The 13,647-nt window shown below is 41.8% G+C and carries 9 protein-coding genes; 2 read left to right on the top strand and 7 right to left on the bottom strand.

Annotated elements, in window-relative coordinates:
* Positions 1-66: 66 nt before the first annotated feature.
* The 4 genes from EXN75_RS17955 to EXN75_RS00885 are packed head-to-tail and all read right to left on the bottom strand — an operon-like array spanning position 67 to position 6,400.
* Complete coding sequence (locus EXN75_RS17955; protein WP_187349060.1) at positions 67-1,368, bottom strand: hypothetical protein; 1,302 nt, start codon at positions 1,366-1,368, stop codon at positions 67-69.
* A complete protein-coding gene (locus EXN75_RS00875; RefSeq protein WP_167639419.1) occupies positions 1,365-2,978 on the bottom strand; it encodes a RagB/SusD family nutrient uptake outer membrane protein in 1,614 nt (537 codons plus the stop codon). The genes EXN75_RS17955 and EXN75_RS00875 overlap by 4 nt, the downstream gene beginning before the upstream one ends.
* A gap of 12 nt (positions 2,979-2,990) precedes the next feature.
* Positions 2,991-5,795, bottom strand: a complete 2,805-nt coding sequence (locus tag EXN75_RS00880) for a SusC/RagA family TonB-linked outer membrane protein (protein ID WP_134842434.1) — start codon at positions 5,793-5,795, stop codon at positions 2,991-2,993.
* Complete coding sequence (locus EXN75_RS00885; protein ID WP_134842435.1) at positions 5,711-6,400, bottom strand: carboxypeptidase-like regulatory domain-containing protein; 690 nt, start codon at positions 6,398-6,400, stop codon at positions 5,711-5,713. The genes EXN75_RS00880 and EXN75_RS00885 overlap by 85 nt, the downstream gene beginning before the upstream one ends.
* Before the next feature lie 293 nt (positions 6,401-6,693).
* Here EXN75_RS00885 and EXN75_RS00890 point away from each other — a divergent pair, with 293 nt between their 5' ends.
* The gene (locus EXN75_RS00890; protein ID WP_134842436.1) at positions 6,694-7,011 is read left to right on the top strand and encodes a heavy metal-binding domain-containing protein; all 318 of its coding nucleotides are present in this window, start codon (positions 6,694-6,696) and stop codon (positions 7,009-7,011) included.
* A 150-nt stretch (positions 7,012-7,161) separates the two neighbouring features.
* Here EXN75_RS00890 and EXN75_RS00895 read toward each other — a convergent pair whose 3' ends face one another.
* Positions 7,162-8,724 (bottom strand): ATP-binding protein, encoded by a 1,563-nt coding sequence (locus EXN75_RS00895; RefSeq protein WP_134842437.1) that lies wholly within the window; start codon positions 8,722-8,724, stop codon positions 7,162-7,164.
* 313 nt (positions 8,725-9,037) lie between these two features.
* Here EXN75_RS00895 and EXN75_RS17550 point away from each other — a divergent pair, with 313 nt between their 5' ends.
* Positions 9,038-9,208, top strand: a complete 171-nt coding sequence (locus EXN75_RS17550) for a hypothetical protein (protein WP_167639415.1) — start codon at positions 9,038-9,040, stop codon at positions 9,206-9,208.
* Positions 9,209-9,463: 255 nt separating this feature from the next.
* On the opposite strand, the gene EXN75_RS00900 is transcribed toward EXN75_RS17550, so the two are convergent.
* Both EXN75_RS00900 and EXN75_RS00905 read right to left on the bottom strand, forming a co-directional pair.
* On the bottom strand, positions 9,464-10,129 hold the full coding sequence (locus EXN75_RS00900) for a hypothetical protein (RefSeq protein ID WP_134842438.1): 666 nt from the start codon (positions 10,127-10,129) through the stop codon (positions 9,464-9,466).
* A gap of 15 nt (positions 10,130-10,144) precedes the next feature.
* A complete protein-coding gene (locus tag EXN75_RS00905; protein ID WP_134842439.1) occupies positions 10,145-13,642 on the bottom strand; it encodes an Eco57I restriction-modification methylase domain-containing protein in 3,498 nt (1,165 codons plus the stop codon).
* Positions 13,643-13,647: the final 5 nt, after the last annotated feature.

Below are 13,647 nucleotides of genomic sequence, written 5' to 3' on the forward strand. Positions count from 1 at the left end.
AAAGTAGAACAAATACCACGCAACAGTATTTGTATCTGTTGCATGATATTTGTATGTTACTTTTCATTATTTTTCAGTTGTTGTACCTGATCCCTTGGCAATACCAGGGAGATCGATACCATATTTATCCTTCATGTATCTGACAACAAGCTCATATTTTTCACTAATGAGCGGATACTTCTCCTTCGGATATTTTTCATAGAACTCTTCTGGAGAGAATCGCATAGCTGCTCTGATATAGAGTGAGAAGAAATCTCTGTACATACCACTTGAATTATAATTTGGCTGCTTATAATAGGTAGTAGCAATACTCCATAGAGATTCCTCTTCTACGCCATTATCATCTACCCATCTGATAAGACCACGATTAAACACATAGTTTTTGTGGTTAGGATTGCTTCTATTCAGACTTGAAACGAAATCCATTCCATCTCTCAATCCTTCAGGCTCTGGCAAGGTATTGTCCATTCGCTGAGATGTAAGGAACTGATTGATAAAACTGAATCGCTTTACAGCCATTGCTTCATTAGCTTTCGCTAATTCCGCCTTCTCTACATCAGTCTTATTCTCTTTATCCTTAAGTTCTGCGCGTTTCTGCAACCAATATAATTCCGTATTGGAAAAACTAATTGCCCAATAGTCAAAGCCATCGAATTTAGTTGGGGTGAAGCCTGCTACATCAGGGATATAAATTTCTGTACTACCGGTGCCTGTTCCCGTGCCTGTACCACCTGTGCCAGTGCCTGTACCACCCGTGCCAGTGCCTGTACCACCTGTACCCGTACCTGTACCACCTGTACCTGTGCCAGCGCCTGTACCAGTACCACCTGTGCCAGCGCCTGTTCCTGTGCCAGTGCCACCTGTACCGCCTGTACCTGTGCCACCTGTACCTGTGCCTGTACCACCTGTGCCTGCACCACCAGTACCTGTACCGCCTGTGCCACCAGTACCAGAATCATCTCCTCCAAGATTAGGATCTACACCCCTAAAGTCTTTCTGCAAGTAAATCTTTACAGGAAAATTCTTCTGAATCATCTCGGTAGAAGCGTAAGGGAATACATTGTTCTTAAAGAAATCAACATAATAAGGCACTTCTGTACCTGGCACATCATCACCATAATAGAGTTTTCCCGTACCTATACCCGTCCATTTTCTGTTCAAGTCGGCAGGAGTAATATCCTTATACAGCAGATAAACACCATATTTATCATGTATTTCTTTAATATCTTCATCCCAAGAATTGTTACCTTGAGGAAATTCCATACGAAGAACGGAGTAGTTACCCGATGGAGTGATAGGATCTTCGGATGGAGTGCAAGCCGTCATTGTGATGAGGCTCGCAACTGTGATATATATAAATCTTTTCATTCTTCTGTGTTATTATCCGGGTTAGTATTATCAACTGTGAACTCAGAAGTCTCACCTATGCGCTTTGCACAAAGTGGATTCTGCTCCAGCTGATTGTTCAATTCTCGTGCTACATCAGGTATAGGGACTGTATAAAGTGGATCCTTTGCCTGAAGGGTATAGGTTGTCTTGGTAGTTGGTGTAGAATACCAAACGTGCTTGATTTCAGGCATACCCCAACGGCGCAAATCATACCAACGATGACTCTCGAAACAAAGTTCGCGACGACGTTCCTGATGTATATACTCCACCAACTTATCAATATCTGCAACATCCTCTGCCTTTGGAGCATAGTTATCAGCAAATCTCTTACTACGTAATTCTACCAAAGCTTGAAGTGCTTCCTGACTTCCATTAGCATCCACTCCAGCCTTGGCGAGCATTGCTTCTGCTTCCATATAATTGAGATATGCCTCAGAAAGACGAAGACTTCTACCAAATACACCTGTACCACCAGTAGGTCGATAACTATTATTGACCTTCAATTTACCGATAGCCAAAGGCAGCAGTTCACCAGAGAATTCTTTCCTTACGATATAACGCTGCTTACGAAGGTCACCATCCTCAAAACTGTTGAGCAGTTCATCAGAAGCACGGAAATAAGGTTTACGAGGCAAACCTGTCGTTGGGTCTTCCGTAGAATATTCTTCAACCCATCCTGCCCAATCCGATACTTTACCATAAGGGAAGATGACCTCAGAAGATTCATCATAAGAATGATAATTGGTATAGATACGTGCCACCTGACCATATTCATTCTTTTCCGTTTCTACTGTATTGAGATCAAGCAACTTGAACCGCGAATCGTTCATCACCAACTTCGCATACTTGGCAGCCTCTTCCCAGTTCTCCATATAAAGATAGGTACGAGAGAGCAGCAGTTGTACCATTGGCAGACTTGCACGGTAATCCTTCTTCCATTGTCTTGCCTCAGAAACAAGTTTAAACTGACTTTCTGCCTCCAGCAAGTCTTTGACAATTTGGTCATAGACTGCCTTCACGGTACTGCGAGCCATCGGTTTTTCCTCTACACCACTTGTTAATTTCAGAGGAACACCTAAAGCATCAGGATTCTCATTGTATGGCTGACCAAATATATTCACTAAGTTCAGATAGTAAAAGCCACGGAGCGCATAAGCCTGTCCCAGGACATAATGGATATCTTCTTCTGAACCTGTCACAGTATCAATATAATCAATGACAGCATTCACACCCTTCAGTTTACGATAATATGTATAATACATATCCATAGAGGTTCTACCAGCCTCTTTCATCATATTAAACATATCCGGCTGCCATGTATAGGAAGCCAACAATATATCGTAATTGAAATTATCTTCAGGTAACTGATAGAGAGTTGCAGTTAAGTCGTCATCCATCAAAGTAAGAAAATAATTAAAGCCACCTATGTCGTTACGAGGATAAGCCTCGCCCAACAAGATTTCATTAAGTGAGCGCACATCCTTTGGGACAAACTCACTTGTGGATTTAGGCTCCAGGAAGTCACCGCAACTATTGAGCATCAGCATGCCTCCCAAGAGTACCATTGTATATAATTTAACTTTTTTCATGATTGTCATTTTTTAGAATGAAGCACTAAGTCCGAAAGAGAAAATGCGTGGCTGGATACTGTTACCCAACTCAGGATCAAAGCCATTCCATTTCTTGCTGGCAATGACGAAGAGGTTGTTTGTACTACCACTCAAAGAGATGCTTGTAGCATGAATCTTCTGACAGATTTTCTTAGGCAGATAATAAGACACAGACAACTGATTGCAGCGGAAGAAAGAACCGCTCACAAGACGTGCTGTTGAATTTGCCCACATTTCATAACGATTGGTAAAATAGCCATCTGGTGTATAGAGATTGAGAATATCCGCTACCGAAGTATAGAGACCAGGTATGTTGGTATGCAGCTCATCACCAGGCTGCTTCCATCGATTCAACAATTCCTTGCTGAGGTTGGACAGCGGACTTGGCATCTTGCCATAAGTAAAGGTAGAATATGGGTTAGGAAGGCGTTTCTTTGAACCCAAAATCAGGGCAAAGCTCGCACTTACCTGAAGATCCTTCCAGCGCACATGAGGATTGATACCTCCAGTAAAGAAAGGCTCTGATTCACCTGCATAAACCAAGAATGACAATGGATCTATTGTCTTATCCGGATTTTCAAACTCCTCTACCTGAGTACCTCTAAAGGTAGGAAGACCAGTCTCATGGTCAAGACCTGTAAAATCATAAGCCCAGAAAGAATAGAGAGAATAACCCTTACGCAAAGGGCGCTGACTGTTGCCGGCTACGAAATCACGATGAGTCAACTGGTCAACACGGGCTGTGCGATCATCTGTCTCAGTCTTGTTCCAGTTCTTGGAAGCATTAAATCCAACACTTACTACTAAGTCCTTGGTCTTGATAGGAGTGATATTCATTGTCCACTCGAGACCATGGTTGACGATGATACCACCATTGAGCTTCAATGTTCCCATACCATATTCCTCTGGTACATCTTGCTCGATAATCGCATTAGAACGTCTTCCGTAATACTCAAGACTCATCGTTACGGCTCTGAAAATCTGCATATCGAGACCGAGGTTCCAAGTCTTGGTACGTTCCCACTTCAGATAAGGGTTAGGAAGACTTGCGATGCTGGTATAGTATTCATTATAACCAGGAAGCAAACCACCATAAGAAGCTATCAATTCCGGACTGATGGAATTGACTACATTTCCCTGAATACCATATGTTGCACGGAGGTTAAGCTGGTCAAGCCACTTCACGTTGTCTTTGATAAACTTCTCTTCTGCTATCTTCCAAGAGAAACCGAACGAATAAGTAGGATCAAACTGCTTACGCTTATCCTGTCCGAAACGGTTGGAAGCATCTGAACGGATATTCATATTCATAACATAACGATTCTTCAGAGAGTAAGCAGCTGTACCAAAGAAGGATACGTAATTGGAAGTATTGTTGATACTACTCCATCCACCCTCAAAGAGACCTCTAAGAGCACCCCAACCTATAGACTGTGTACCTCCGATAGGCACAATATCCTCTGGAAGCGAAGGAGAGATCAAACTCTCACCACGCTCTGGCACATAACCCCAGACATTCGTACCCTTACCATATGTTTTGGAAGAACGCATCTCAAAACCAAACATACCATTGACACGATGAATCTCATTGAAAGTCTTGCTTGCTACCAGCTTATGCTGCATATCAAGCGAAGTCATATTGGAATTATTATTGGTCAACTGACCGCCAAATGGCAACAGGGCTGCTTTATACAAAGCAGAACCAGGTTCAGCCTCACCTACTCCATAACCACGATAGTTGGTTTCAATGTAGGAAGTCCTTTCACCCTTATAACTTTCAGAATCGTTGGAACTATGAGCCATAGAACCCACCAACTGATAATTAAGCCAAGGAAGAAGCTGGAAATCAATATTTGCAGACACATTGAAGGTATTACCGCGGTTCTTACTATAACTGTTATCCATCTCATTGAGGACATTGTAGCCATAAGTATTGTTGGAACCAAGGGACTTGTTCAACTGATAAGTATAATATTGTTTATAGAAAGCTCGTTCACCATTTTCCTCGAAAGCAGGTACGGCACGGCTGGTATTAAGAGCATACGACTGAGGACTTACACCGCTATAGCCGTAAGAATTTCGTGAACTACCGCTAATATTAAAGGAAGCACGGATTCGCTTACTGAATTGCACACCTACATTCAGACGAGTTGTAAATTGATTTTGACTATTACCAATTTCTGTACCTTCAGAATTAGAGTAGCCAAAAGAAGCATTATAAGTTACTCTCTGAGTACCACCAGATACGCTGAGATTATGACTATGACTGAAAGAATTACGGGTCAAGAGATCAAGCCAGTCAGTATTCACAGTTTCCAATCTTTCCATCTGCTTCATAAAGTCGGCCTCGGAAATCATGTGCTTGTTAAACATAGCCATCAATCCCTCATAAGTATAAATCTGAGGAAGCGGATCACCCTGATAGCGCACACCCGCATCATACGCCTCCTTACTGAACTGAATACGCTCTTGCGAATTCATAAAATCAAATAAGTCATAGTTAGGACGTTGACGGACAGAGAAGTTTGCTGAATAGCGGATACTGGTACGTTCTGCAGAACCCTTCTTGGTCGTGATGACAATCACACCATTAGAAGCCTTAGAACCATAGATGGCAGTAGCCGAAGCATCCTTCAACACAGTAATATTTTCTATATCCTGAGGGTTGAGCCAGGACACCTGATTACCTATCAATTCCTTCATATCAGTAGTCATCGCTGCTGTAGCATCGATAGAAATAGGGTCTTCCTGGATGACTCCATCAACAACCCAAAGAGGGTCGGTATTTCCAAGAATAGTTGCCTTCCACGAATGGTAAGCTTAGGAGCAGATCCCACACGGGAAGAAGAATTGACTACCATCAATCCTGCCACCTTACCCTGCAACATCTGGTCGATAGTCTGGTAGGCAGGCATCAGCACATCTTCACCTTTCAAAGTGGTGAAGGCACCAACCATATCCTTACGAGGCAAACGGCCATAACCAGTCTCCACAACTTCAACTTCCTTCAATTGACTTGTTGCAGCAGGAATCATACTCACATTGATGGAATTGCTATTGTGGTAACGTACCACCTTCTTTTCCATTCCAAGGTAAGTGAACTCCAGGTAATATGCCTTTCCTGGCTCCATTTCAGGCATGGTAAGACTGAATTTACCATTGATGTCAGTAACGGTTGCCAATTTGGTACCTCTCACTCTTACACTTACACCAGGCAGGGGATCCTGGCTGTCATCGGTGACGACACCTTTGGCAATAACTGCAGTACGGCGAGCTTGAACAGCTCCCTTTTGGCTTGTGTTTACATTGTTTTGAGCAAAGACTGCTTGTCCAGAGGCAAGAGCAAAGCACAAAAGAGATGTATTCAAGACCATGGTGTAGTTTTTTCTCTTAGAATTCATAGTCCCTTTTGTTTTAAATTAATAATTGGCACAAAGATAGCAAATAAAGTTAAACGAGCAAAACATTTTATTACTATTTTTTGTATTTTGCACGTATTTTGTCAGTTTTTCCTGTATTTTTATACGCAAATAGAAAATTTATTGAATTACATTTAGATTTCTATGGTCTTTTTAAAACATTTAATGATATTAATAAAAAAGTTAATTTAAAATTCCATGTAACCTTTTCTATTACTTCATCGTCTAAGTTATAAGATAACATGAGTAATAACATAAAAAGAAAGGAAAAAATTATGATTTTGAGCACAACTCCAACCATAGAAGGTCACCCTATCCGTGAATATCGTGGCATTGTGACAGGCGAAACCATCATTGGTACCAACTTTGTGAAAGATTTCTTTGCCAGTATTCGTGATGTGATTGGCGGAAGAAGCGGTTCTTACGAAAGTACCCTCCGCGAAGCTAAAGATACTGCACTCAGGGAGATGAGCCAGCGTGCTGCATCCTTAGGCTGCAACGCCATCGTGGGCATCGACCTGGATTACGAAACCGTTGGTAACAGCTGCTCCATGCTGATGGTAACTTGCAGCGGAACGGCGGTGATTATCTAAGTTCTGCATCTGAAAAAAGAACAAAACATGTCTGAATAGGGGCGGTAACCGCCTAAAAAATCGAGTTACCGTCCCTGTTCAGACATATTTTTATCTATATAGTGTGGTGACATACACCTGATGAAGGTCACCAACTTTCTTCTATTTCATTTATTCTATCACCCAATCCTCTATACTTCGCTGGTTTTCCGAGAAGTTAATACCCACTTTCACAACCTTCCGCTCATCATCGGCAAAAGCCTTGGCATAGTCCTTGTCGCTGATTTGCGCCATGGCGATATTGGCAGACTTCTTATATTTTAGCTCAAAGATAAAGATACTCTTATCCGTCTTGAGAACAAGGTCTATTCTTCCATCCGAAGTGGTATGCTCCACCTTCACATCTTCGCCAAGCATGGTGAAAATGGTGAATATCACGGCTTGATAGTGACGCTCATTATTGTTGATAATCGTATATGGGAACTTATCATAGAATGCCTTCAAATGAGACATAAAAGCTCCCATGTCGTCATTAATAAGCACATTCTTGGAATAAGCATACACGATGGCATCATATCTGTTCATGTCTTGCGCAGAATAATACCTGACGAGACTTTCCGAGAAACCTTGCCTTACTTCTTGATTTGGGAAACAGAGATGATACAACTTGCCTTTCTTCTCATATCCTTTAATGGTAAGGTAGCCACTTTGGAAAAGGACAGGAATAGGATCAGCAAGCCTTTCCGTAGGTGTATCAAAACGTGATGCCTGTATCCACAGATCGTCCAGATTGAGCATATCCAAATTCTTCTGCTGCATCAGCTCTATCAGAAACGTAGGCGTACCAGATGTAAACCAATAGCTATTAAACTCCCTATCGTCCAAGGCATTGATAATACTATAAGGATTGAAGATATCCTCGCTATTGATACTGAAATGGTAGCCATCATAATGCTGCTTGAGTTGCTGCAAGGTCTCCTCATAAGTGAGTCCATTATGCTCAGCCATCTCCTCGATACCCTCACGGAAATATTGAGTCAATTCTCTCTTGGTAATACCACAACAGCTACTGTATTCATCTTTCAACGTGAGAATCTTGAGATTGTTCAACTCGCTAAAGATGCTGAGTTGGCTAAACTTGGAGATACCTGTAATGAAAACAAAGCGAATGTTTCCCTCTTGCTGCTTCAAGGGGCTGAAAAAATCTCGCATGATGTTGCGGATGGTCTTCTGCAACTCTTCGTCACTGATAGAATCATGCATCGGAGCATCATATTCATCGATGAGAACAACAACTTGCTTACCTGTCTGTGCCTTGGCAGCCAGCAAGATGTTCCTAAAGCGAGCACCATAGCCTTCACGCCCAGATTCAGGAACTTCTATTCCATATTTCTGCTCTTCAACTTTAAGGATATTGTCTAATATAATTTTAGCATTCTCCAAACTATAATACTTACCACAACTCAGATCCAAGTGGATGACAGGATATGCCGTCCATTCCTTCTCCATCTGTTCGATGGCAAGGCCCTTGAACAGTTCTTTCTTACCCTCGAAATAAGCCTGGAGGGTAGATACAAATAAGGATTTTCCGAATCGACGCGGGCGACTCAGAAAATGAAACTTGGCATAATGAGCCAACTGATAGACGATAGCCGTCTTGTCAGCATAGAAGTAATTCCCCTTCACGATTTCGGAGAACGTTTGTATTCCCAAAGGATATCTCTTTGAAGCCATAATCTTACTCTTAATAATTAATGTACAAAGATACAGATAATATTTCAGAAAACAAGCATTTTTCTGATTATTAACAATATATCACTGCAAAAATAGAACCGCAGTTCAAGCATATTTTTATCTAAAAACCACTGATACCAGCAAGACTCTGCACCTCACCTTCGTTACGACCTATGGTGTGGCAAAAAAAATGCCCAATACGGCATGATACAGAGCGAGATTACGATGGATGACCTGTTTAAGCAATAAGCGATATACACCTAATGAAGGTCACAGAAATATACAAACATCAAAATAATAGGAGGATATGAATATGGCAAGACCAATAAGAGAAGCCCCAATTCTAGTGGGTAAAGACACTGAACGCTTCGTAAAAGAAATGAAGCGAGTGGAAAGTTTGACTCCAGAGCAGAGAAGAGCTAATCGAGAGAAATTGCATGCAGAAGTCGAAGAAATCAACAAAAAAATGGAATCTAACATATAATGCACTTTTAGGATGAATATTTATCGTTTTGATTCAGATAGGAACGATGACAACAAGTACATTAGAGCCACGTACTTCGACAAGCTCAAATTATAAAAAAAAGCCCCACGCATTTGAGCATCGTTGAGAGGCTTGATGGGAACTGACGCTGCAAAGATACGAATAATTATTGATAATACAAACTTTTGAGCAAGAAAAATAAAATAAGACCTCGGATTACCCACTTATAAATAGCAAAGCCCCCCAGGTTTCTTCTTACTTGACAATCTCCACTTTCCAACCCAAGTTTAAAGCCTTGGAGATTTTCTCTAACTGCTGTTTCTTGGTCATTGTACTGGAATGGGTATTGAGGAGATAGCCGTTGGGCAGAGATTGCTGCGCACCAGCATATTTCGGATGCTCCTTCTTTGATACGAGATAGTCGCTATCATGAGGGAGTCCAAGAGCAGCAACAGTTTCTACCCCAGCCCATTTCACAGCCTCAACCATCGTGAGATTTGCCTTCTTGGCTTGGATAAACTCGCCGTTAGACAACCATACACAGAGGCCTGTGTTTGGTCTGCGCTTGGCTCTCTGAGGCTTGTTTGGCTCTGGTTCTTCCCCACTCACCGGCTTTGCCTCCGCTACTTTCACCACTTTCTTTGTTGATGGTATTTTATATTTCTTTGCCGTTGGTTCATCCACCTCCACCTTCCCACGAGTGGTCTTCACGGTGATGCCTCCCTCTGGGTCGTAATCCACGACGAGGGTGAGATGACGACGAAGGATACCAAGCACAGGAGCCACCGACTCGCTGATAGCAGGGAGGATTTCCTCTGCTATCAATGAATCTTCCAACTGTTCAAGTTCAGTCTGCAAACGAGGCTTCAAGTCGCCCTTGAACTTATCTATAAAATCATAATAATCTTGTATCTTGCTCATATTATCATTCTTTTATTATTCACCTCTGTATGCCTCATACTCCTCACGAGTGATTGGAGTATCTGGATCTACTACCAAGACTTCATCGTAGGTCAAGCCATAGAGATGATAGACTATGAAATCTATCTTTCTCATCTGTGTCTCTAATTCACTTTTACCTTGTGCACAAAAAGCATTTTCTACAAATTTACCCAACTGTTTTTTTTCTTTTTCAGAAACCAAAGGAAAAGGAATATTACGTAATTCACCAACTGGCACATGATTTGTCTGGTTATAAAATTTAAAATAATAATTAACAACCTTACTGTTCAAAATTGCCAAAACTATATAATTTGATATCGTTTCATCTATAGAGTAGATCAGATTACATGAATCGCCACAAATAACATTTTTCAATATAGTTGCCTTTATACGTTGTGCTAATCCCATATTTGCAACTTCTTGCATAACAATTCGCGCAAAACCAGATTCGTCCTTAGTCAAAGCTGCCTTATAGCAATACTCCTCCCCTTTAGTATAACCATATTGCGATATTTGTACGCCTCTAATTAATGGCAATGTATTCGTATCTTGTACACCAACAAAATAAGCCTTCTTTAATCCTAAATTGACATCACCCTTGTAACTTCTTGTTACATCATCAAATTTATACAAAGCATGCTTCATCCTAGAAACAACAGCATTGTCGCTTTTGAATACAAACTTTACATCCTTTGTCAAGTTCGAATAATATATATTTGATTTACAATTCTTTCCTATTATTTTAAAAGATGATTTTTTCGACGCTCTTTCTGCTATCATCGTAACTACAGCAACAGCCTGAGTTACATTATCAAAAACTCTATCTTTTTCCGTATAATGAACTATTGTTGAAATAGTTACATGTTTAACCAAAAATTCCCTTAAAGCTAGAGTATCATTTCCTGAAAAATAAGTATCCGGAGTTATATAAGACAATACACCATGCTCCTTATTCAAGTTAACACCTTCTTCAAAAAAAAGATGATACAGATTTCTCTTGCCACCATGAGCTACTTGGAATAGAGTTTCATACTTTCCTTTCAAAGGGTCATTTTTAGAAACTATTTTATACGGCGGATTAGCAATGACAATATCAAAACCTCCCTTAACCCCGAACATCCATTCTGGGTCAAAGAAATAAGAAGAGGTATTTTGGTCGAACATATCCCAATCTGCCAACTGCTGGGCTGCACCATGAGAAACAAAACCTGTCTCTTCGATGGCATCAGCCAAAGCCTTACGGGTTTCCTTGATTTGCTTCTTCAAATTCTGTTTATCGATATTGCGACGAGCCAAAAAGATCTTGTGGTTCAATTCCTTCAACAGCTCCTTATACTTGATAACATCAGGTGCACTATCCACCAAACAACTATCGTACTCCACAGGTATCAATGTATTAGCAGACACAAACTTAGCCTCTAAATTAGGCAACGGACGGATACCAAAGTTATGGGTAGCATCATCCGTTGGTCGCTGATCAACGACCAAAGAAATGAAGAAACGCAACTTACTTATCTGAGTGGCAATCGGCTGAATATCCACACCATAGATACAATGCTCTATGAGATAGAGTTTTCGGGCATAATCCGGGTCGTTTACACTCTGATTGAATGCACTCTCGATGTCCGCCAAACGCTCCCTACGCTCCGTCTCACTATCTACGGCAAAGGCTTGTTTACTCTGACTGATGGCACGGTCTATCATAAAATCCTTCCACTTCTCATTTGTTGGGTCAATACGCTTCAGCACATGAACCATCTGCTGAAGTATGCCCATAGGAAATGCACCCGAGCCACAAGCTGGGTCGAGTACACGACAATGATAAAGTGCATCCATGATGTTATGACTCTGCTCTTCTGTCACAGAAACATCTTCCGTAGAATAGCTCAAGAGCTGGCGATACAAAGCCTCGTCCTGTTCTCCACAAACTCGCTTGAGATGGGCTACCAAACTCTCGTTCACCATATATTGCACAATCTCACGAGGAGTATAGAAAGAACCCGTCTGCTTACGAGCTGAAGTCTGTGTCTCCGGATTATAAGCAGCCAACAAATTCTCGAAAGCCTTACCCAGCAACTCAGGATCGAGACTCACCTCCTGTTCGTAAGGCGTATTCTCCTCTACCGTAAAGCAATAATGACGCAAGATGTCGATGATGCCCTGCGCTGAAACATTCTTCTTTTTCTTGTCACCATACCATTTTGACAGGTCGATGCTCGCACCCACCTCATCACCAAAGAACAGATAATCAGGCAGAAACAATTGCGACAACGACCTTTCATTCTCAGAGAAACCATCATAGTATATTCTGTTGATCTTGTCATCCAAGCACTCAAACAAGCCACCATTCAGGAAAGGCACGTTGCTATTGGCAAGGCGCAAAAACTCCTCTGCACCACCAGGCATAAAGTCGCCTTCATAGCGCATCAGATTGTTCACATTAAAATCCCAGTTCTTGCCACTCTTTACAACCTTGGCACGGAAACGACGATTGTTTGCCTCATCCTTGCCCTCTGCCACAATCGGACGATTGAGCATGGCAAAGAAGAGGTTCTGCAATATCAACCTGTAATACTTACTCTTCTCTGTATCATACAGAAGACTCTTGCGATCGTGTGGGTCGAAGTTCTCTATAAAATGCTCCCGAATATAATCCTCATCAAAGAATTCATCTGGTATCAAATGCTTCTGCTTCAAGAACCAGACAAAAATCAAACGGGTAATCAATCGGATGCAAGCCTCATGATTGAATCTCTCGTCATCCTCATTGGTACACAAGTCATTAGGAAAACGAGCTACCTGCACCGCCCAAGCATACCAATCGCTCAGTTCGCTGTAGAATTTCTTGGTAAGCAACTCATTGGAGAACACCTTCATCCAATGGTTGTACAGTTGCTCAAACGAAGTACAAGCCTCGTCACCCAAAGCCTCCAAGATATCAAGATGTCCACGGTGTGGATGCTCGCAATTGATATTGCGGAGGATGCTTACCTTGCCCAACTTCTCGCTACCTCCATTGCGCCACTCCTGCGAATACTTCATTCGCTCACAAGTAGAAAGTGACAGGTATTTTCCCTGACGGATAAACAAGATGACAGGCTGGGCTGAAGCGATGCGGTTGAAGCCACGAGTCAAGATGGTACTCTCCTGTCGGGTAAGTTTCACGCCTTCCTTCACATCTACGGCAAACACCATCATACCGTCATATTTGCCTTCTTGGGTTTCGACATTCACCTCATCAATGCTCATTCCCTTGCCGTGACCAGCAAGTGTAGCCTCATCAATATTACCTATATAATAGGTGGAAGCCAACTTGTCCACCGCTTCTCTCAAAGCAATAGGCAGGGTGACAGAATAAGCTTCCTGATACAAATTCACAAAAGGGATAGGTTCACGGGTGACTTCATTCACCGAAACCTGCAGATGGTTCAGCATCTGCAAGCAAGCATCATATAATGAAGACTCTTTAAAGAGTCGCAATATTTTTTCCATATTTC

Source organism: Segatella hominis (assembly GCF_004535825.1).
Lineage (GTDB): Bacteria > Bacteroidota > Bacteroidia > Bacteroidales > Bacteroidaceae > Prevotella > Prevotella hominis.

Bases quoted from the DNA above. Each gene is read 5' to 3' on its own strand.
- EXN75_RS00890 (WP_134842436.1), top strand. From the start codon at position 6,694: ATGATTTTGAGCACAACTCCAACCATAGAAGGTCACCCTATCCGTGAA.
- EXN75_RS17550 (WP_167639415.1), top strand. From the start codon at position 9,038: ATGGCAAGACCAATAAGAGAAGCCCCAATTCTAGTGGGTAAAGACACT.
- EXN75_RS00885 (WP_134842435.1), bottom strand. From the start codon at position 6,400: ATGAATTCTAAGAGAAAAAACTACACCATGGTCTTGAATACATCTCTT.
- EXN75_RS00895 (WP_134842437.1), bottom strand. From the start codon at position 8,724: ATGGCTTCAAAGAGATATCCTTTGGGAATACAAACGTTCTCCGAAATC.
- EXN75_RS17955 (WP_187349060.1), bottom strand. From the start codon at position 1,368: ATGAAAAGATTTATATATATCACAGTTGCGAGCCTCATCACAATGACG.
- EXN75_RS00875 (WP_167639419.1), bottom strand. From the start codon at position 2,978: ATGAAAAAAGTTAAATTATATACAATGGTACTCTTGGGAGGCATGCTG.
- EXN75_RS00905 (WP_134842439.1), bottom strand. From the start codon at position 13,642: ATGGAAAAAATATTGCGACTCTTTAAAGAGTCTTCATTATATGATGCT.
- EXN75_RS00900 (WP_134842438.1), bottom strand. From the start codon at position 10,129: ATGAGCAAGATACAAGATTATTATGATTTTATAGATAAGTTCAAGGGC.